At 43.4% G+C, this 22,915-nt stretch carries 3 protein-coding genes, 6 tRNA genes and 9 rRNA genes; 1 reads left to right on the top strand and 17 read right to left on the bottom strand.

The window, feature by feature from the left end; all coding sequences use genetic code 11:
• Window positions 1-11 precede the first annotated feature (11 nt).
• Window positions 12-1,874, bottom strand: coding sequence for a DNA topoisomerase IV subunit B (locus tag ACUXZJ_RS08350; RefSeq protein WP_060381708.1), 1,863 nt, complete (start codon window positions 1,872-1,874; stop codon window positions 12-14).
• A 162-nt stretch (window positions 1,875-2,036) separates the two neighbouring features.
• Here ACUXZJ_RS08350 and ACUXZJ_RS08345 point away from each other — a divergent pair, with 162 nt between their 5' ends.
• Entirely contained in the window at window positions 2,037-4,727 is a 2,691-nt protein-coding gene (locus ACUXZJ_RS08345) for a TonB-dependent receptor (RefSeq protein ID WP_060381707.1), read from the top strand.
• 153 nt (window positions 4,728-4,880) lie between these two features.
• Here the strand turns inward: ACUXZJ_RS08345 and ychF are convergent, their stop codons facing one another.
• The 16 genes from ychF to ACUXZJ_RS08265 form a co-directional block, all read right to left on the bottom strand.
• On the bottom strand, window positions 4,881-5,975 hold the full coding sequence (ychF, locus tag ACUXZJ_RS08340) for a redox-regulated ATPase YchF (RefSeq protein WP_088420298.1): 1,095 nt from the start codon (window positions 5,973-5,975) through the stop codon (window positions 4,881-4,883).
• 246 nt (window positions 5,976-6,221) lie between these two features.
• Window positions 6,222-6,330, bottom strand: a 5S ribosomal RNA gene (gene rrf, locus ACUXZJ_RS08335).
• A 181-nt stretch (window positions 6,331-6,511) separates the two neighbouring features.
• Window positions 6,512-9,388, bottom strand: a 23S ribosomal RNA gene (locus tag ACUXZJ_RS08330).
• A gap of 219 nt (window positions 9,389-9,607) precedes the next feature.
• Window positions 9,608-9,684: transfer RNA gene (locus ACUXZJ_RS08325), tRNA-Ala, on the bottom strand.
• Between the two features lie 152 nt (window positions 9,685-9,836).
• Window positions 9,837-9,910, bottom strand: a tRNA-Ile gene (locus ACUXZJ_RS08320).
• A gap of 72 nt (window positions 9,911-9,982) precedes the next feature.
• A 16S ribosomal RNA gene (locus ACUXZJ_RS08315) occupies window positions 9,983-11,498 on the bottom strand.
• Between the two features lie 334 nt (window positions 11,499-11,832).
• Window positions 11,833-11,941 (bottom strand): 5S ribosomal RNA (gene rrf / locus ACUXZJ_RS08310).
• Window positions 11,942-12,122: 181 nt separating this feature from the next.
• Window positions 12,123-14,999: ribosomal RNA gene (locus ACUXZJ_RS08305) — 23S ribosomal RNA — on the bottom strand.
• 219 nt (window positions 15,000-15,218) lie between these two features.
• A tRNA-Ala gene (locus ACUXZJ_RS08300) sits at window positions 15,219-15,295 on the bottom strand.
• Between the two features lie 152 nt (window positions 15,296-15,447).
• Window positions 15,448-15,521 (bottom strand) — tRNA-Ile (locus tag ACUXZJ_RS08295).
• 72 nt (window positions 15,522-15,593) lie between these two features.
• Window positions 15,594-17,109, bottom strand: a 16S ribosomal RNA gene (locus ACUXZJ_RS08290).
• A gap of 334 nt (window positions 17,110-17,443) precedes the next feature.
• A 5S ribosomal RNA gene (gene rrf / locus ACUXZJ_RS08285) occupies window positions 17,444-17,552 on the bottom strand.
• A gap of 181 nt (window positions 17,553-17,733) precedes the next feature.
• A 23S ribosomal RNA gene (locus ACUXZJ_RS08280) occupies window positions 17,734-20,610 on the bottom strand.
• A 219-nt stretch (window positions 20,611-20,829) separates the two neighbouring features.
• A tRNA-Ala gene (locus ACUXZJ_RS08275) sits at window positions 20,830-20,906 on the bottom strand.
• 152 nt (window positions 20,907-21,058) lie between these two features.
• Window positions 21,059-21,132 (bottom strand) — tRNA-Ile (locus tag ACUXZJ_RS08270).
• Between the two features lie 72 nt (window positions 21,133-21,204).
• A 16S ribosomal RNA gene (locus ACUXZJ_RS08265) occupies window positions 21,205-22,720 on the bottom strand.
• The 16S, 23S and 5S rRNA genes sit together here with 6 tRNA genes alongside, the layout of an rRNA operon.
• Window positions 22,721-22,915 lie beyond the last annotated feature (195 nt).

Genomic DNA, 22,915 nt, shown 5'->3' with positions numbered 1-22,915 from the left:
GTGACTTTGTGCTACGACGTCAACTCCTCCACCGTATCCAACTCCACTTTCAGATTCTTGATAATAAACTCCTGACGGTCAGGAGTATTTTTACCCATATAGAATTCTAATAATTTTTCGATAGAAGTCGCTTTGTCCAACATTACAGGGTCTAAACGAATATCTTCCCCTATAAAATGCTTGAACTCATCAGGTGAAATCTCCCCTAATCCCTTGAATCGGGTGATTTCTGGTTTTGGTTTTAGTTTTTCAATGGCATCTCTACGTTCTTCATCGCTATAACAATAAATCGTCTCTTTCTTGTTACGCACACGGAACAAAGGCGTTTGCAAAATATACAAATGTCCTTCTTTGATGATTTCTGGAAAAAACTGCAAGAAAAAGGTAATTAACAACAAACGGATGTGCATCCCGTCGACATCGGCATCAGTTGCAATTACAATGTTGTTGTAACGCAAATCTTCCATGCTTTCTTCAATATTCAATGCGGCTTGAAGCAAATTGAATTCCTCATTTTCATACACTATCTTTTTGGTCATTCCATAGGTATTCAAAGGCTTTCCACGTAAACTAAATACCGCTTGAGTATTCACATCACGTGATTTCGTTATGGAACCCGAAGCTGAATCTCCCTCGGTAATGAACAAAGTACTCTCTAAACTACGTGAATTTTTAGCATCGGTAAGATGTACACGACAGTCACGCAATTTCTTATTGTGTAAACTCGCTTTCTTAGCACGTTCTTTAGCCAACTTACGAATACCTGACAATTCTTTACGTTCACGTTCAGCTTGCAGAATTTTACGAAGTAATAAATCGGCAATTTCAGGATTTTTATGTAAAAAGTTATCTAAATTCGTTTTGATGAAATCATTAACATAAGTACGAACAGATGGCGAATTAGGTCCCATATCGGTAGAACCTAATTTGGTTTTCGTTTGCGATTCAAAGACAGGTTCTTCTACTTTAACCGAAATAGCAGAAACTATCGATTTACGAATATCAGATGCCTCAAAACTTTTATTGTAAAACTCTTTTATCGTACGAACTATAGCCTCACGAAATGCTCCCAAGTGTGTACCTCCTTGAGTTGTATTTTGACCATTAACAAACGAGTAATATTCTTCCGAATACTGTGTTTTACTATGGGTCATGGCAATTTCGATATCTTCACCAGTCAGGTGAATGATAGGATATTGCATATCTTCTTCAGTAATGGTCTCCTCTAACAAATCTTTCAATCCATTTTCAGAGAAGAATTTTTCACCATTATAAACTATTGTCAATCCTTTATTAAGATAACAATAGTTTTTTAACATCCTAACAATGTATTCGTTACGATACTTATAATTTTTAAAAATCGTATCATCTGCTATAAAACTAACTTTGGTACCTTTACGCTTAGTAGTCTCTATAACATCTTCTTCTAAGGTAAGTGTTCCAGCAGAAAATTCGGCTGCTTTTTGTTGATTATCACGTACTGATTCTACTCTAAAGAAAGTAGAGAGTGCATTTACTGCTTTAGTACCGACTCCATTTAAACCAACTGATTTTTTGAAAGCTTTTGAATCGTATTTTCCTCCCGTATTCATTTTAGAAACTACATCTACTACTTTCCCTAAAGGAATACCACGTCCGTAGTCACGCACCGTTACGGTACGATCTTTAAGAGTAACTTCTATGGTTCTTCCTGCCCCCATCACAAACTCGTCGATACAGTTATCTAGAACCTCTTTTACTAAAATATAAATACCATCATCAGGAGATGACCCATCTCCCAATTTACCAATGTACATCCCAGGACGCATACGGATATGTTCCCTCCAGTCGAGAGAACGAATATTGTCTTCGGTGTATTGATTTTGTTCGAACATAAATAAAAAATCGATTTGGTGCTAAGATACTTGAAAAGTATGTAAAAAGAAAATAAAACAACCTATTAACAAAAATAAATAAAGAAAAAAAATACATACATTATTATTTTATTAACATTTTTTTTAGATATTTGATAAAACAATAACCTAAAAAAAATAAATATGAAAAAAATTCATTGCTTATTATTACTAATAATGACTTGGACAGGTTTTACTCAAAACTTCATAAAAGGATCTATTAAAGACACTGGAGGCCTAGGAATTCCAGGAGTTAACATTATTGCTAACAATGCAGGTTCTACTACATCTGATTTTGATGGTGGTTTTTCTTTAAAACTAAATCCAGGAAAGCATACCTTAAAATTCAATTATATGGGGTACAAAACAGAAGTTAGAGAAATTGAAATGAAGGACCAAAATATTGAACTAAACATAATACTTCAAGAAGAAAATAAAAGTCTAGACGAAGTAGTTGTAGTAGGCACTAGAACAGCTCCCCGAAGTAATACTACCACTCCCCTACCTGTAGACTTATTATCTTCTAAAGAACTAGCTTCAACAGGGCAAGCAACATTTGATAAAGCATTACAATATAGAATTCCCTCATTTAATACCGTTCAAACTCCTGTAAATGACGCTACATCTTTATTAGATCCCTATGAGATACGAAATATGGGACCTAGCCGTACATTAATATTAATAAACGGCAAACGTAAAAACATGAGTGCCTTAGTATATACACAAACCTCTCCTGGACGTGGCGAAACAGGATCTGATATTTCTGCTATTCCGCAAGACGCTATTGAAAGAGTTGAAATATTACGTGATGGTGCCTCAGCTCAATACGGATCCGATGCTATTGCTGGGGTTATGAACATCATACTAAAAAACAATCCTAATTCAGGTTCTACCACTCTACGAACAGGAATTACAGGAAAAGGAGATGGAAAAATGATTGGCGCAAGCCTTAATAATGGCACCACTGCTTTTAACGAAAAAGGGTTTATTAATTACACCTTAGATTTTTCCAAAGTAACTTTAGCTAATAGACCAGGCACTGTTGATGCACAAGGTGAAGCTAAAGATTTTGGTGCCAACATAACAGATGTACAAGATTTTCTAAACAGACATCCAGATGCAGGCAACATAAATGGAGCGCCTGCAACCGCAACTGCTAAATTTGAAATCAATGGAGGCGTAGATACATCTGAAAATTCAAAATTATATTTCAATGGTGCTTATGTTTACAAAAAAGTAAATTCATTTGCAAACTACAGAACTCCCTACTGGAGAACCTTAACAGACTATCCTTTTTTAAATCAATTATTCCCAGGAAATGGAAAAAATGGATATGATGGATATGCCCCTACATTTGAAGGAGATCTTAACGATTACAATGCTACCTTAGGCTTAAAATCAACCAAAAACGGATGGAATACTGATTTAAGCATCACTTTTGGAGGTAATATGCAAGAATACACAGTAAACAATTCATTTAACCGTTCTAATATTCTAGATAGTAACGGTGCCAATCTTTATCTTCAAAACAGTCCTATTTCATTTAAACCAGGAGGAACAAAATTTGATCACATAGTAGGAAATATAGACATAAATAAAAATTTAACTGATAAAATCAGTTTTGCTATAGGCACAGAGTTCAGAACTGAAAACTTTACCATTATTGAAGGAGACAAAGCTTCTTGGGATGGAATGGGTGCCGATTCATTTGCTGGCAACAGACCCGAAAACTCAGGAAAATTCAATCGCTATAACATTGGAGGATATATAGCAACCACAATAGATTTTACAAAAGATTTTCTACTAGATGCTACTTTACGTGGTGAAAATTACAGTGACTTTGGTACAACTTACATCGGTAAATTAAGTGGCAGATATAAATTTTTAGATGACAAAATAACATTAAGAGCATCTATATCATCTGGATTCAGAGCTCCTTCATTACATCAAATTTACACCCAAAAATCTCAATATAGCTTTTTCCCAGGACAAGGTGTTTTAGCAAGCGGATTAGTAAACAATGTATCACCTCAAGCACGTCAAATGGGAATTGAAAAACTAAAAGCTGAAAAATCTGAAAATTACACAATTGGACTAGGTTTTAAACCAATGAAAAACATAACATTAACACTTGACTACTACCACATCAATGTTTACGACAGAATCGTTTTAAGTGATGAAATTAAAGATGTAACTATTAACGGAAAAAATCTCGGAACATTATCTTTCTTTACTAACGCTTTGGATACAAGAACAAGAGGTATTGATGTTGTTGCAGGCATACGAAACATTAAATTAGGAAGTGGAGATTTAGGATTTAATTTATCTGGAAATTACACATTTGAAAACTGGAATACCAATAAAATCCCTGTAAAGTTCGGAAAAGATCTTATAGATGCCACACAACAGCATTTATTATTTACTTCTCGTCCTAAAACTAAATGGATTTTAGGAACTAATTATGACATTGGAAAATTTGGTTTCTCATTAAACAATACCTTATTTGGAAAAACAGTATTCAAACAAGCTGGATTAGATTCTAATTTAAGAACTGAATTCAAACCAAAAGTCGTAACTGACTTAGGAATAAATTTTAATCCCACAAACAAATTAACTTTCGCCTTAAACATCAATAACTTATTTAATATTTTACCTAAATGGGAATTTAAAGCTGAAAATAGTACGGGAGAAGCTAGTTTAACAGACCCTAATTTTGTAAAAACACAATCAAATTTAATTACTTTCAACCAACGTTATTCGCAGATGACCTATGACGGATACCATTTCAGCCAATTAGGAACTATGTTCAATCTATCTTTAAACTATAAATTTTAAAACAAAGAAGGCTGTCAAAATGACAGCCTTCTTTATTACTAAATTATCCGGATACCTCGGAAATAATTTTCATATAATCGATTCTTAGAAAGTAAGCTCTACATTACTAGTACACCTTCTTATAAACCAATATTAAAAATACCAATAACCAAGCTATACATTAAACCTAAAGTGCATTACATCACCATCCTTCACTATATACTCCTTACCTTCCACACGCAATTTACCAGCTTCCTTCACCTTACTTTCAGAACCAAAAGTCACATAATCATCATAAGCGATCACCTCTGCACGAATAAACCCTTTCTCAAAATCTGAGTGAATCACACCCGCAGCTTTCGGAGCCGTATCTCCAACTTGAATTGTCCAAGCACGAACCTCCTTCACCCCAGCCGTAAAATACGTCTGTAAATTCAATAATTTATATGCAGAACGAATCAACTTCGACACACCAGGCTCTTCTAACCCCATGTCCCCTAAAAACATTTGACGCTCTTCATAAGTTTCTAACTCCGTAATATCCGCTTCAGTAGCAACCGCTAACACAATCACCTGCGCATTCTCATCCTTCACCAACTCTTTCACTTGCTCAACATACGCATTCCCGTTAGCTGCCGATGCTTCATCCACATTGCACACATACAACACAGGCTTTGAAGTAATCAACTGAATCATATCTAAACAATCCGCCTCATCCTGATTTTTAGGCTCAATGACACGAGCCGATTTCCCCTCTAACAAAACCGCCTTAATACGCTCTAATAAATCCGCTTCAACAATCGCTTCTTTATTTCCAGACTTAGCCGTTTTCTTAGCCTTATCTAAACGTTTTTCAACCGTTTCAAGGTCTTTCAATTGCAATTCAATATCAATCGTCTCTTTGTCACGAATCGGGTTCACATTCCCATCCACGTGCACAATATTATCATTATCAAAACAACGCAACACATGAATAATTGCGTTACATTCGCGAATATTCCCCAAAAATTGATTTCCTAATCCTTCCCCTTTACTCGCACCTTTTACCAATCCGGCAATATCCACAATCTCAACAGTCGCAGGCAACACACGCTCTGGGTTAACCAATTCTTCTAATTTTTCCAAACGCGGGTCTGGTACATTCACCACCCCAATATTCGGTTCAATCGTACAAAACGGAAAATTAGCACTCTGTGCCTTCGCATTCGACAAACAATTGAATAAAGTTGATTTTCCTACATTCGGTAAGCCTACAATACCTGCTTTCATGGTTAATTATTTTTAAAAAGTCTGCAAATATAGCCTTTTTATCCTTCAAATACTAATTTTTTGGGCGTGCCCCGCCTCAAACAAAACTTTCGTCAGCCTTTGGCGCGAGTTCCTCCTTTCGTCGGGTCGCGTGCTTCGCGCTACACAGTAGCTTGCTACGCCCGCTCACGCGGTGATTTCGGTTTGATAGTACAAACTCGTATAAAACAAAAAACCCTTCATCGTTTCGGATGAAGGGTTTCCAAAGAAAGGCGGCGATCTACTCTCCCACAGTATGCAGTACCATCGACGCAGGCGGGCTTAACTTCTCTGTTCGAAATGGGAAGAGGTGAGCCCCGCCGCAATAACCACCTTAAGGTTTTTAGTGATGAGTGATTAGTGAGAAGTGATTAGCTTAAATCTAGTCACTGGTTACTTATTACTTTTCACTGCAAGCTTTGCTTGCCAATATTTTAACATATTGAGATAAATATTCAATTTGGAAAGAATTTTACGCCCCACCCTTGCTCCTCCCCTTTGGGGAGGTTGGGTGGGGCACCAATAAGCTTACGGGTTATTAGTACTACTTGACTGTGACATTACTGCCTTTACATCTATAGCCTATCAACGTGGTGATCTTCCACGACCCTTAAAAGAAATCTCATCTTGTGGTGGGTTTCGCGCTTATATGCTTTCAGCGCTTATCCCTTCCCAACGTAGCTACTCTGCGGTGCTCCTGGCGGAACAACAGATACACCAGCGGTTGGTCCAACTCGGTCCTCTCGTACTAGAGTCAGATCCACTCAAATTTCTAACGCCCACAGTAGATAGAGACCGAACTGTCTCACGACGTTCTGAACCCAGCTCGCGTGCCACTTTAATGGGCGAACAGCCCAACCCTTGGGACCTTCTCCAGCCCCAGGATGTGACGAGCCGACATCGAGGTGCCAAACCCCCCCGTCGATATGAGCTCTTGGGGGAGATCAGCCTGTTATCCCCGGCGTACCTTTTATCCTTTGAGCGATGGCCCTTCCATGCGGAACCACCGGATCACTATGCTCTACTTTCGTACCTGATCGACCTGTATGTCTCTCAGTCAAGCTCCCTTTTGCCATTGCACTCTACGCACGGTTACCAAGCGTGCTGAGGGAACCTTTAGAAGCCTCCGTTACTCTTTTGGAGGCGACCACCCCAGTCAAACTACCCACCAAGCAATGTCCCCGCCAAGGGCGGGTTAGATCTCAGATAAGCAAAGGGTGGTATTTCAACAATGACTCCACAACGCCTGGCGACGCCATTTCATAGTCTCCCACCTATCCTACACATCACTTATCCAAGACCAATACTAAGCTATAGTAAAGGTGCACAGGGTCTTTTCGTCCCACTGCGGGTAATCGGCATCTTCACCGATACTACAATTTCACCGAGCTCATGGCTGAGACAGTGTCCAGATCGTTACACCATTCGTGCAGGTCGGAACTTACCCGACAAGGAATTTCGCTACCTTAGGACCGTTATAGTTACGGCCGCCGTTTACTGGGGCTTCAATTCAATGCTTCTGATTGCTCATAACATCTCCTCTTAACCTTCCAGCACCGGGCAGGTGTCAGGCCCTATACGTCATCTTACGATTTTGCAGAGCCCTGTGTTTTTGATAAACAGTCGCCTGGACCTTTTCACTGCGGCCAGCTTGCGCTGGCGACCTTTCTCCCGAAGTTACAGGTCTATTTTGCCTAATTCCTTAGCCATGAATCTCTCGAGCGCCTTAGGATACTCTCCTCAACTACCTGTGTCGGTTTACGGTACGGGTACTTATAATCTATGTTTAGAAGGTTTTCTTGGCAGCCTTTAGGTACTCTATCCCTTTGTCCGAAGACTCCGAGTACTATCGCATTTCACCAGTCCCAGCGGATTTGCCTACTGGGCCTATAGTTAGGTGCTTTAACGAACTATTCCGTCAGTTCGCGGTACTTTCACCACTGCGTCGCTCCATCACAATTATAAGTAGTACGGGAATATTAACCCGTTGGCCATCGACTGTTCCTTTCGGATTCGCCTTAGGACCCGACTAACCCGCAGCTGATTAGCATAGCTGCGGAAACCTTAGTTTTGCGGCGGGGGTGTTTCTCGCACCCCTTATCGTTACTTATGCCTACATTTTCTTTTCTAACTTCTCCAGCATCTCTCACAAGACACCTTCGGCGATGTTAGAATGCTCCCCTACCACTTGTACAGTGTACAAATCCATAGCTTCGGTAGTATGCTTATGCCCGATTATTATCCATGCTCGATCGCTCGACTAGTGAGCTGTTACGCACTCTTTAAATGAATGGCTGCTTCCAAGCCAACATCCTAGCTGTCGATGCAATCAAACCGCGTTTGTTCAACTTAGCATACATTTGGGGACCTTAGCTGATGGTCTGGGTTCTTTCCCTCTCGGACTTGGACCTTAGCACCCAAGCCCTCACTGCTGTGTATATTATATAGCATTCGGAGTTTGTCAGGAATTGGTAGGCGGTGAAGCCCCCGCATCCAATCAGTAGCTCTACCTCTATATAACTCAACCACAGCGCTGCACCTAAATGCATTTCGGGGAGTACGAGCTATTTCCGAGTTTGATTGGCCTTTCACCCCTACCCACAGGTCATCCGAAGACTTTTCAACGTCAACCGGTTCGGACCTCCACTGTGTGTTACCACAGCTTCATCCTGCCCATGGGTAGATCACACGGTTTCGCGTCTACCACTACTGACTATAGCGCCCTATTCAGACTCGCTTTCGCTACGGATCCGTGACTTAATCACTTAACCTTGCCAGTAACGGTAACTCGTAGGCTCATTATGCAAAAGGCACGCCGTCACAGCTTATGCTGCTCCGACCGCTTGTAGGCGTATGGTTTCAGGTTCTTTTTCACTCCGTTATTCACGGTTCTTTTCACCTTTCCCTCACGGTACTGGTTCACTATCGGTCTCTCAGGAGTATTTAGCCTTAGCGGATGGTCCCGCCAGATTCAGACAGGGTTTCTCGTGCCCCGCCCTACTCAGGATACCACTATTCTTTATATTCTTTGCTTATACGGGACTTTCACCTTCTTTGGTTAACCTTTCCAGGTTATTCTAATTCTGTTTATAAGAAATATTGTGGTCCTACAACCCCGTTATTGCCGTAACAACAACGGTTTGGGCTATTCCGCGTTCGCTCGCCACTACTTACGGAATCACTTTTGTTTTCTTCTCCTCCGCCTACTTAGATGTTTCAGTTCAGCGGGTTTGCCTCCTATTGGATAATGCATCTTCAATGCATTGGGTTGCCCCATTGGGATATCTACGGATCTATTCGTGTGTGCCAATCCCCGTAGCTTTTCGCAGCTTATCACGTCCTTCTTCGCCTCTGAGAGCCTAGGCATCCCCCATACGCCCTTATTTTGCTTATTGTTTTCTTTTTTTTAGTGATTAGTTCTTAGTAATTAGTGACTAGCCCTAAGACTAATTACTATTCACTCTGTACTAATTACTAAAGTGTTCTTTCTACTTGTTTGTATGTTTATCTCAATATGTCAATGAACTTTATTCAATTTGAAGATTTGATGATTCGTTAATTTGAAGATGTTATTCATTTTCAAATTTTCAAATCAATTCATTTTCAAATCAATTTGGTGGAGAATATCGGAGTCGAACCGATGACCTCCTGCGTGCAAGGCAGGCGCTCTAGCCAGCTGAGCTAATCCCCCATTCTTTTTCTATTTTGAATGTTGATTTATATATTTTGAATTATTTTTCAAATTCATGATTTAAAATTTATAATTCAAAATTCGCTTCTAGAATTTCCTTTTAAACTTAATTTTTTTAAATTTTCAAATTAATCAATTTTCAAATTTACTTGTAGTCCCGGGCAGACTCGAACTGCCGACCCCTACATTATCAGTGTAGTACTCTAACCAGCTGAGCTACGAGACTCTGTATTTTAAGTCTTTTTTTTTTTGAATTAACAGCGAGAGTAAGGGTCTATTTTCTTTTTTTTGTCTCTAGAAAGGAGGTGTTCCAGCCGCACCTTCCGGTACGGCTACCTTGTTACGACTTAGCCCTAGTTACCAGTTTTACCCTAGGCAGCTCCTTGCGGTCACCGACTTCAGGTACCCCCAGCTTCCATGGCTTGACGGGCGGTGTGTACAAGGCCCGGGAACGTATTCACCGCAGCATGGCTGATCTGCGATTACTAGCGAATCCAGCTTCACGGAGTCGAGTTGCAGACTCCGATCCGAACTGAGAACGGTTTTGTAGATTCGCGCCTACTTGCGTAGTGGCTGCTCTCTGTACCGTCCATTGTAGCACGTGTGTAGCCCAAGGCGTAAGGGCCGTGATGATTTGACGTCATCCCCACCTTCCTCACGGTTTGCACCGGCAGTCTTGCTAGAGTTCCCGACTTGACTCGCTGGCAACTAGCAACAGGGGTTGCGCTCGTTATAGGACTTAACCTGACACCTCACGGCACGAGCTGACGACAACCATGCAGCACCTTGAAAAACGTCCGAAGAAAGATCTGTTTCCAAATCTGTCGTTTCCCATTTAAGCCTTGGTAAGGTTCCTCGCGTATCATCGAATTAAACCACATGCTCCTCCGCTTGTGCGGGCCCCCGTCAATTCCTTTGAGTTTCACTCTTGCGAGCGTACTCCCCAGGTGGGATACTTATCACTTTCGCTTAGCCACTCAGATTGCTCCAAACAGCTAGTATCCATCGTTTACGGCGTGGACTACCAGGGTATCTAATCCTGTTCGCTCCCCACGCTTTCGTCCATCAGCGTCAATGTACTCGTAGTAACCTGCCTTCGCAATTGGTATTCCATGTAATCTCTAAGCATTTCACCGCTACACTACATATTCTAGTTACTTCCAAGTAATTCAAGTCTTACAGTATCAATGGCCGTTTGATCGTTGAGCGACCAGATTTCACCACTGACTTATAAAACCGCCTACGGACCCTTTAAACCCAATGATTCCGGATAACGCTTGGATCCTCCGTATTACCGCGGCTGCTGGCACGGAGTTAGCCGATCCTTATTCTTACAGTACCGTCAAGCTCCCTCGCAAGGGAGTGTTTCTTCCTGTACAAAAGCAGTTTACAATCCATAGGACCGTCATCCTGCACGCGGCATGGCTGGTTCAGACTTGCGTCCATTGACCAATATTCCTCACTGCTGCCTCCCGTAGGAGTCTGGTCCGTGTCTCAGTACCAGTGTGGGGGATCTCCCTCTCAGGACCCCTACCCATCGTCGCCTTGGTGTGCCGTTACCACACCAACTAGCTAATGGGACGCATGCTCATCTTGTACCGTTGGAACTTTAATAATTAAATGATGCCATTTAATAATACTATGGGGTATTAATCCAAATTTCTCTGGGCTATCCCCCTGTACAAGGTAGATTGCATACGCGTTACGCACCCGTGCGCCGGTCTCAAAGGAGCAAGCTCCTTCTACCCCTCGACTTGCATGTGTTAAGCCTGCCGCTAGCGTTCATCCTGAGCCAGGATCAAACTCTTCATCGTATGTTTTTTATAGCTTTTGAGCTAAATATTTTTGACAAAGAATGCTAGTTTTCTTACTCTCTTATTTTTTTGTTTTAATATTGCTATTAAAACGTGCTGTCAATCCAATATGTCTATGAACTTGTTTCTTTTGTTTTTCGCTTTTGACTTATTGTCTTAGCGGCTGCAAAGGTAGTGTTTCTTTTAGTATTTCCAAGTGTTTTTTTACTTTTTTTTGAAAGTTTTTTATTTTCTTGGTTTTCTTTAATAATAGGAACGTAGTTGCTTTGCTGGGATAAAAAATCCCCTGTTTTGCAGGGGATTTTTATGTTTAATTCTGTTTTTTCAGAATAAAGAAAGGCGGCGATCTACTCTCCCACAGTATGCAGTACCATCGACGCAGGCGGGCTTAACTTCTCTGTTCGAAATGGGAAGAGGTGAGCCCCGCCGCAATAACCACCTTAAGGTTTTTAGTGATGAGTGATTAGTGAGAAGTGATTAGCTTAAATCTAGTCACTGGTTACTTATTACTTTTCACTGCAAGCTTTGCTTGCCAATATTTTAACATATTGAGATAAATATTCAATTTGGAAAGAATTTTACGCCCCACCCTTGCTCCTCCCCTTTGGGGAGGTTGGGTGGGGCACCAATAAGCTTACGGGTTATTAGTACTACTTGACTGTGACATTACTGCCTTTACATCTATAGCCTATCAACGTGGTGATCTTCCACGACCCTTAAAAGAAATCTCATCTTGTGGTGGGTTTCGCGCTTATATGCTTTCAGCGCTTATCCCTTCCCAACGTAGCTACTCTGCGGTGCTCCTGGCGGAACAACAGATACACCAGCGGTTGGTCCAACTCGGTCCTCTCGTACTAGAGTCAGATCCACTCAAATTTCTAACGCCCACAGTAGATAGAGACCGAACTGTCTCACGACGTTCTGAACCCAGCTCGCGTGCCACTTTAATGGGCGAACAGCCCAACCCTTGGGACCTTCTCCAGCCCCAGGATGTGACGAGCCGACATCGAGGTGCCAAACCCCCCCGTCGATATGAGCTCTTGGGGGAGATCAGCCTGTTATCCCCGGCGTACCTTTTATCCTTTGAGCGATGGCCCTTCCATGCGGAACCACCGGATCACTATGCTCTACTTTCGTACCTGATCGACCTGTATGTCTCTCAGTCAAGCTCCCTTTTGCCATTGCACTCTACGCACGGTTACCAAGCGTGCTGAGGGAACCTTTAGAAGCCTCCGTTACTCTTTTGGAGGCGACCACCCCAGTCAAACTACCCACCAAGCAATGTCCCCGCCAAGGGCGGGTTAGATCTCAGATAAGCAAAGGGTGGTATTTCAACAATGACTCCACAACGCCTGGCGACGCCATTTCATAGTCTCCCACCTATCCTACACATCACTTATCCAAGACCAATACTAAGCTATAGTAAAGGTGCACAGGGTCTTTTCGTCCCACTGCGGGTAATCGGCATCTTCACCGATACTACAATTTCACCGAGCTCATGGCTGAGACAGTGTCCAGATCGTTACACCATTCGTGCAGGTCGGAACTTACCCGACAAGGAATTTCGCTACCTTAGGACCGTTATAGTTACGGCCGCCGTTTACTGGGGCTTCAATTCAATGCTTCTGATTGCTCATAACATCTCCTCTTAACCTTCCAGCACCGGGCAGGTGTCAGGCCCTATACGTCATCTTACGATTTTGCAGAGCCCTGTGTTTTTGATAAACAGTCGCCTGGACCTTTTCACTGCGGCCAGCTTGCGCTGGCGACCTTTCTCCCGAAGTTACAGGTCTATTTTGCCTAATTCCTTAGCCATGAATCTCTCGAGCGCCTTAGGATACTCTCCTCAACTACCTGTGTCGGTTTACGGTACGGGTACTTATAATCTATGTTTAGAAGGTTTTCTTGGCAGCCTTTAGGTACTCTATCCCTTTGTCCGAAGACTCCGAGTACTATCGCATTTCACCAGTCCCAGCGGATTTGCCTACTGGGCCTATAGTTAGGTGCTTTAACGAACTATTCCGTCAGTTCGCGGTACTTTCACCACTGCGTCGCTCCATCACAATTATAAGTAGTACGGGAATATTAACCCGTTGGCCATCGACTGTTCCTTTCGGATTCGCCTTAGGACCCGACTAACCCGCAGCTGATTAGCATAGCTGCGGAAACCTTAGTTTTGCGGCGGGGGTGTTTCTCGCACCCCTTATCGTTACTTATGCCTACATTTTCTTTTCTAACTTCTCCAGCATCTCTCACAAGACACCTTCGGCGATGTTAGAATGCTCCCCTACCACTTGTACAGTGTACAAATCCATAGCTTCGGTAGTATGCTTATGCCCGATTATTATCCATGCTCGATCGCTCGACTAGTGAGCTGTTACGCACTCTTTAAATGAATGGCTGCTTCCAAGCCAACATCCTAGCTGTCGATGCAATCAAACCGCGTTTGTTCAACTTAGCATACATTTGGGGACCTTAGCTGATGGTCTGGGTTCTTTCCCTCTCGGACTTGGACCTTAGCACCCAAGCCCTCACTGCTGTGTATATTATATAGCATTCGGAGTTTGTCAGGAATTGGTAGGCGGTGAAGCCCCCGCATCCAATCAGTAGCTCTACCTCTATATAACTCAACCACAGCGCTGCACCTAAATGCATTTCGGGGAGTACGAGCTATTTCCGAGTTTGATTGGCCTTTCACCCCTACCCACAGGTCATCCGAAGACTTTTCAACGTCAACCGGTTCGGACCTCCACTGTGTGTTACCACAGCTTCATCCTGCCCATGGGTAGATCACACGGTTTCGCGTCTACCACTACTGACTATAGCGCCCTATTCAGACTCGCTTTCGCTACGGATCCGTGACTTAATCACTTAACCTTGCCAGTAACGGTAACTCGTAGGCTCATTATGCAAAAGGCACGCCGTCACAGCTTATGCTGCTCCGACCGCTTGTAGGCGTATGGTTTCAGGTTCTTTTTCACTCCGTTATTCACGGTTCTTTTCACCTTTCCCTCACGGTACTGGTTCACTATCGGTCTCTCAGGAGTATTTAGCCTTAGCGGATGGTCCCGCCAGATTCAGACAGGGTTTCTCGTGCCCCGCCCTACTCAGGATACCACTATTCTTTATATTCTTTGCTTATACGGGACTTTCACCTTCTTTGGTTAACCTTTCCAGGTTATTCTAATTCTGTTTATAAGAAATATTGTGGTCCTACAACCCCGTTATTGCCGTAACAACAACGGTTTGGGCTATTCCGCGTTCGCTCGCCACTACTTACGGAATCACTTTTGTTTTCTTCTCCTCCGCCTACTTAGATGTTTCAGTTCAGCGGGTTTGCCTCCTATTGGATAATGCATCTTCAATGCATTGGGTTGCCCCATTGGGATATCTACGGATCTATTCGTGTGTGCCAATCCCCGTAGCTTTTCGCAGCTTATCACGTCCTTCTTCGCCTCTGAGAGCCTAGGCATCCCCCATACGCCCTTATTTTGCTTATTGTTTTCTTTTTTTTAGTGATTAGTTCTTAGTAATTAGTGACTAGCCCTAAGACTAATTACTATTCACTCTGTACTAATTACTAAAGTGTTCTTTCTACTTGTTTGTATGTTTATCTCAATATGTCAATGAACTTTATTCAATTTGAAGATTTGATGATTCGTTAATTTGAAGATGTTATTCATTTTCAAATTTTCAAATCAATTCATTTTCAAATCAATTTGGTGGAGAATATCGGAGTCGAACCGATGACCTCCTGCGTGCAAGGCAGGCGCTCTAGCCAGCTGAGCTAATCCCCCATTCTTTTTCTATTTTGAATGTTGATTTATATATTTTGAATTATTTTTCAAATTCATGATTTAAAATTTATAATTCAAAATTCGCTTCTAGAATTTCCTTTTAAACTTAATTTTTTTAAATTTTCAAATTAATCAATTTTCAAATTTACTTGTAGTCCCGGGCAGACTCGAACTGCCGACCCCTACATTATCAGTGTAGTACTCTAACCAGCTGAGCTACGAGACTCTGTATTTTAAGTCTTTTTTTTTTTGAATTAACAGCGAGAGTAAGGGTCTATTTTCTTTTTTTTGTCTCTAGAAAGGAGGTGTTCCAGCCGCACCTTCCGGTACGGCTACCTTGTTACGACTTAGCCCTAGTTACCAGTTTTACCCTAGGCAGCTCCTTGCGGTCACCGACTTCAGGTACCCCCAGCTTCCATGGCTTGACGGGCGGTGTGTACAAGGCCCGGGAACGTATTCACCGCAGCATGGCTGATCTGCGATTACTAGCGAATCCAGCTTCACGGAGTCGAGTTGCAGACTCCGATCCGAACTGAGAACGGTTTTGTAGATTCGCGCCTACTTGCGTAGTGGCTGCTCTCTGTACCGTCCATTGTAGCACGTGTGTAGCCCAAGGCGTAAGGGCCGTGATGATTTGACGTCATCCCCACCTTCCTCACGGTTTGCACCGGCAGTCTTGCTAGAGTTCCCGACTTGACTCGCTGGCAACTAGCAACAGGGGTTGCGCTCGTTATAGGACTTAACCTGACACCTCACGGCACGAGCTGACGACAACCATGCAGCACCTTGAAAAACGTCCGAAGAAAGATCTGTTTCCAAATCTGTCGTTTCCCATTTAAGCCTTGGTAAGGTTCCTCGCGTATCATCGAATTAAACCACATGCTCCTCCGCTTGTGCGGGCCCCCGTCAATTCCTTTGAGTTTCACTCTTGCGAGCGTACTCCCCAGGTGGGATACTTATCACTTTCGCTTAGCCACTCAGATTGCTCCAAACAGCTAGTATCCATCGTTTACGGCGTGGACTACCAGGGTATCTAATCCTGTTCGCTCCCCACGCTTTCGTCCATCAGCGTCAATGTACTCGTAGTAACCTGCCTTCGCAATTGGTATTCCATGTAATCTCTAAGCATTTCACCGCTACACTACATATTCTAGTTACTTCCAAGTAATTCAAGTCTTACAGTATCAATGGCCGTTTGATCGTTGAGCGACCAGATTTCACCACTGACTTATAAAACCGCCTACGGACCCTTTAAACCCAATGATTCCGGATAACGCTTGGATCCTCCGTATTACCGCGGCTGCTGGCACGGAGTTAGCCGATCCTTATTCTTACAGTACCGTCAAGCTCCCTCGCAAGGGAGTGTTTCTTCCTGTACAAAAGCAGTTTACAATCCATAGGACCGTCATCCTGCACGCGGCATGGCTGGTTCAGACTTGCGTCCATTGACCAATATTCCTCACTGCTGCCTCCCGTAGGAGTCTGGTCCGTGTCTCAGTACCAGTGTGGGGGATCTCCCTCTCAGGACCCCTACCCATCGTCGCCTTGGTGTGCCGTTACCACACCAACTAGCTAATGGGACGCATGCTCATCTTGTACCGTTGGAACTTTAATAATTAAATGATGCCATTTAATAATACTATGGGGTATTAATCCAAATTTCTCTGGGCTATCCCCCTGTACAAGGTAGATTGCATACGCGTTACGCACCCGTGCGCCGGTCTCAAAGGAGCAAGCTCCTTCTACCCCTCGACTTGCATGTGTTAAGCCTGCCGCTAGCGTTCATCCTGAGCCAGGATCAAACTCTTCATCGTATGTTTTTTATAGCTTTTGAGCTAAATATTTTTGACAAAGAATGCTAGTTTTCTTACTCTCTTATTTTTTTGTTTTAATATTGCTATTAAAACGTGCTGTCAATCCAATATGTCTATGAACTTGTTTCTTTTGTTTTTCGCTTTTGACTTATTGTCTTAGCGGCTGCAAAGGTAGTGTTTCTTTTAGTATTTCCAAGTGTTTTTTTACTTTTTTTTGAAAGTTTTTTATTTTCTTGGTTTTCTTTAATAATAGGAACGTAGTTGCTTTGCTGGGATAAAAAATCCCCTGTTTTGCAGGGGATTTTTATGTTTAATTCTGTTTTTTCAGAATAAAGAAAGGCGGCGATCTACTCTCCCACAGTATGCAGTACCATCGACGCAGGCGGGCTTAACTTCTCTGTTCGAAATGGGAAGAGGTGAGCCCCGCCGCAATAACCACCTTAAGGTTTTTAGTGATGAGTGATTAGTGAGAAGTGATTAGCTTAAATCTAGTCACTGGTTACTTATTACTTTTCACTGCAAGCTTTGCTTGCCAATATTTTAACATATTGAGATAAATATTCAATTTGGAAAGAATTTTACGCCCCACCCTTGCTCCTCCCCTTTGGGGAGGTTGGGTGGGGCACCAATAAGCTTACGGGTTATTAGTACTACTTGACTGTGACATTACTGCCTTTACATCTATAGCCTATCAACGTGGTGATCTTCCACGACCCTTAAAAGAAATCTCATCTTGTGGTGGGTTTCGCGCTTATATGCTTTCAGCGCTTATCCCTTCCCAACGTAGCTACTCTGCGGTGCTCCTGGCGGAACAACAGATACACCAGCGGTTGGTCCAACTCGGTCCTCTCGTACTAGAGTCAGATCCACTCAAATTTCTAACGCCCACAGTAGATAGAGACCGAACTGTCTCACGACGTTCTGAACCCAGCTCGCGTGCCACTTTAATGGGCGAACAGCCCAACCCTTGGGACCTTCTCCAGCCCCAGGATGTGACGAGCCGACATCGAGGTGCCAAACCCCCCCGTCGATATGAGCTCTTGGGGGAGATCAGCCTGTTATCCCCGGCGTACCTTTTATCCTTTGAGCGATGGCCCTTCCATGCGGAACCACCGGATCACTATGCTCTACTTTCGTACCTGATCGACCTGTATGTCTCTCAGTCAAGCTCCCTTTTGCCATTGCACTCTACGCACGGTTACCAAGCGTGCTGAGGGAACCTTTAGAAGCCTCCGTTACTCTTTTGGAGGCGACCACCCCAGTCAAACTACCCACCAAGCAATGTCCCCGCCAAGGGCGGGTTAGATCTCAGATAAGCAAAGGGTGGTATTTCAACAATGACTCCACAACGCCTGGCGACGCCATTTCATAGTCTCCCACCTATCCTACACATCACTTATCCAAGACCAATACTAAGCTATAGTAAAGGTGCACAGGGTCTTTTCGTCCCACTGCGGGTAATCGGCATCTTCACCGATACTACAATTTCACCGAGCTCATGGCTGAGACAGTGTCCAGATCGTTACACCATTCGTGCAGGTCGGAACTTACCCGACAAGGAATTTCGCTACCTTAGGACCGTTATAGTTACGGCCGCCGTTTACTGGGGCTTCAATTCAATGCTTCTGATTGCTCATAACATCTCCTCTTAACCTTCCAGCACCGGGCAGGTGTCAGGCCCTATACGTCATCTTACGATTTTGCAGAGCCCTGTGTTTTTGATAAACAGTCGCCTGGACCTTTTCACTGCGGCCAGCTTGCGCTGGCGACCTTTCTCCCGAAGTTACAGGTCTATTTTGCCTAATTCCTTAGCCATGAATCTCTCGAGCGCCTTAGGATACTCTCCTCAACTACCTGTGTCGGTTTACGGTACGGGTACTTATAATCTATGTTTAGAAGGTTTTCTTGGCAGCCTTTAGGTACTCTATCCCTTTGTCCGAAGACTCCGAGTACTATCGCATTTCACCAGTCCCAGCGGATTTGCCTACTGGGCCTATAGTTAGGTGCTTTAACGAACTATTCCGTCAGTTCGCGGTACTTTCACCACTGCGTCGCTCCATCACAATTATAAGTAGTACGGGAATATTAACCCGTTGGCCATCGACTGTTCCTTTCGGATTCGCCTTAGGACCCGACTAACCCGCAGCTGATTAGCATAGCTGCGGAAACCTTAGTTTTGCGGCGGGGGTGTTTCTCGCACCCCTTATCGTTACTTATGCCTACATTTTCTTTTCTAACTTCTCCAGCATCTCTCACAAGACACCTTCGGCGATGTTAGAATGCTCCCCTACCACTTGTACAGTGTACAAATCCATAGCTTCGGTAGTATGCTTATGCCCGATTATTATCCATGCTCGATCGCTCGACTAGTGAGCTGTTACGCACTCTTTAAATGAATGGCTGCTTCCAAGCCAACATCCTAGCTGTCGATGCAATCAAACCGCGTTTGTTCAACTTAGCATACATTTGGGGACCTTAGCTGATGGTCTGGGTTCTTTCCCTCTCGGACTTGGACCTTAGCACCCAAGCCCTCACTGCTGTGTATATTATATAGCATTCGGAGTTTGTCAGGAATTGGTAGGCGGTGAAGCCCCCGCATCCAATCAGTAGCTCTACCTCTATATAACTCAACCACAGCGCTGCACCTAAATGCATTTCGGGGAGTACGAGCTATTTCCGAGTTTGATTGGCCTTTCACCCCTACCCACAGGTCATCCGAAGACTTTTCAACGTCAACCGGTTCGGACCTCCACTGTGTGTTACCACAGCTTCATCCTGCCCATGGGTAGATCACACGGTTTCGCGTCTACCACTACTGACTATAGCGCCCTATTCAGACTCGCTTTCGCTACGGATCCGTGACTTAATCACTTAACCTTGCCAGTAACGGTAACTCGTAGGCTCATTATGCAAAAGGCACGCCGTCACAGCTTATGCTGCTCCGACCGCTTGTAGGCGTATGGTTTCAGGTTCTTTTTCACTCCGTTATTCACGGTTCTTTTCACCTTTCCCTCACGGTACTGGTTCACTATCGGTCTCTCAGGAGTATTTAGCCTTAGCGGATGGTCCCGCCAGATTCAGACAGGGTTTCTCGTGCCCCGCCCTACTCAGGATACCACTATTCTTTATATTCTTTGCTTATACGGGACTTTCACCTTCTTTGGTTAACCTTTCCAGGTTATTCTAATTCTGTTTATAAGAAATATTGTGGTCCTACAACCCCGTTATTGCCGTAACAACAACGGTTTGGGCTATTCCGCGTTCGCTCGCCACTACTTACGGAATCACTTTTGTTTTCTTCTCCTCCGCCTACTTAGATGTTTCAGTTCAGCGGGTTTGCCTCCTATTGGATAATGCATCTTCAATGCATTGGGTTGCCCCATTGGGATATCTACGGATCTATTCGTGTGTGCCAATCCCCGTAGCTTTTCGCAGCTTATCACGTCCTTCTTCGCCTCTGAGAGCCTAGGCATCCCCCATACGCCCTTATTTTGCTTATTGTTTTCTTTTTTTTAGTGATTAGTTCTTAGTAATTAGTGACTAGCCCTAAGACTAATTACTATTCACTCTGTACTAATTACTAAAGTGTTCTTTCTACTTGTTTGTATGTTTATCTCAATATGTCAATGAACTTTATTCAATTTGAAGATTTGATGATTCGTTAATTTGAAGATGTTATTCATTTTCAAATTTTCAAATCAATTCATTTTCAAATCAATTTGGTGGAGAATATCGGAGTCGAACCGATGACCTCCTGCGTGCAAGGCAGGCGCTCTAGCCAGCTGAGCTAATCCCCCATTCTTTTTCTATTTTGAATGTTGATTTATATATTTTGAATTATTTTTCAAATTCATGATTTAAAATTTATAATTCAAAATTCGCTTCTAGAATTTCCTTTTAAACTTAATTTTTTTAAATTTTCAAATTAATCAATTTTCAAATTTACTTGTAGTCCCGGGCAGACTCGAACTGCCGACCCCTACATTATCAGTGTAGTACTCTAACCAGCTGAGCTACGAGACTCTGTATTTTAAGTCTTTTTTTTTTTGAATTAACAGCGAGAGTAAGGGTCTATTTTCTTTTTTTTGTCTCTAGAAAGGAGGTGTTCCAGCCGCACCTTCCGGTACGGCTACCTTGTTACGACTTAGCCCTAGTTACCAGTTTTACCCTAGGCAGCTCCTTGCGGTCACCGACTTCAGGTACCCCCAGCTTCCATGGCTTGACGGGCGGTGTGTACAAGGCCCGGGAACGTATTCACCGCAGCATGGCTGATCTGCGATTACTAGCGAATCCAGCTTCACGGAGTCGAGTTGCAGACTCCGATCCGAACTGAGAACGGTTTTGTAGATTCGCGCCTACTTGCGTAGTGGCTGCTCTCTGTACCGTCCATTGTAGCACGTGTGTAGCCCAAGGCGTAAGGGCCGTGATGATTTGACGTCATCCCCACCTTCCTCACGGTTTGCACCGGCAGTCTTGCTAGAGTTCCCGACTTGACTCGCTGGCAACTAGCAACAGGGGTTGCGCTCGTTATAGGACTTAACCTGACACCTCACGGCACGAGCTGACGACAACCATGCAGCACCTTGAAAAACGTCCGAAGAAAGATCTGTTTCCAAATCTGTCGTTTCCCATTTAAGCCTTGGTAAGGTTCCTCGCGTATCATCGAATTAAACCACATGCTCCTCCGCTTGTGCGGGCCCCCGTCAATTCCTTTGAGTTTCACTCTTGCGAGCGTACTCCCCAGGTGGGATACTTATCACTTTCGCTTAGCCACTCAGATTGCTCCAAACAGCTAGTATCCATCGTTTACGGCGTGGACTACCAGGGTATCTAATCCTGTTCGCTCCCCACGCTTTCGTCCATCAGCGTCAATGTACTCGTAGTAACCTGCCTTCGCAATTGGTATTCCATGTAATCTCTAAGCATTTCACCGCTACACTACATATTCTAGTTACTTCCAAGTAATTCAAGTCTTACAGTATCAATGGCCGTTTGATCGTTGAGCGACCAGATTTCACCACTGACTTATAAAACCGCCTACGGACCCTTTAAACCCAATGATTCCGGATAACGCTTGGATCCTCCGTATTACCGCGGCTGCTGGCACGGAGTTAGCCGATCCTTATTCTTACAGTACCGTCAAGCTCCCTCGCAAGGGAGTGTTTCTTCCTGTACAAAAGCAGTTTACAATCCATAGGACCGTCATCCTGCACGCGGCATGGCTGGTTCAGACTTGCGTCCATTGACCAATATTCCTCACTGCTGCCTCCCGTAGGAGTCTGGTCCGTGTCTCAGTACCAGTGTGGGGGATCTCCCTCTCAGGACCCCTACCCATCGTCGCCTTGGTGTGCCGTTACCACACCAACTAGCTAATGGGACGCATGCTCATCTTGTACCGTTGGAACTTTAATAATTAAATGATGCCATTTAATAATACTATGGGGTATTAATCCAAATTTCTCTGGGCTATCCCCCTGTACAAGGTAGATTGCATACGCGTTACGCACCCGTGCGCCGGTCTCAAAGGAGCAAGCTCCTTCTACCCCTCGACTTGCATGTGTTAAGCCTGCCGCTAGCGTTCATCCTGAGCCAGGATCAAACTCTTCATCGTATGTTTTTTATAGCTTTTGAGCTAAATATTTTTGACAAAGAATGCTAGTTTTCTTACTCTCTTATTTTTTTGTTTTAATATTGCTATTAAAACGTGCTGTCAATCCAATATGTCTATGAACTTGTTTCTTTTGTTTTTCGCTTTTGACTTATTGTCTTAGCGGCTGCAAAGGTAGTGTTTCTTTTAGTATTTCCA

The sequence above is a fragment of the Flavobacterium sp. TN-1 genome (assembly GCF_052828645.1).
The sequence above is the reverse complement of the archived record's forward strand: the minus strand, read 5'-3'. Positions and strand labels throughout refer to the sequence as shown.

Coding starts and splice junctions, on each gene's coding strand:
- ychF (WP_088420298.1), bottom strand. CDS start 5,975: ATGAAAGCAGGTATTGTAGGCTTACCGAATGTAGGAAAATCAACTTTA.
- ACUXZJ_RS08350 (WP_060381708.1), bottom strand. CDS start 1,874: ATGTTCGAACAAAATCAATACACCGAAGACAATATTCGTTCTCTCGAC.
- ACUXZJ_RS08345 (WP_060381707.1), top strand. CDS start 2,037: ATGAAAAAAATTCATTGCTTATTATTACTAATAATGACTTGGACAGGT.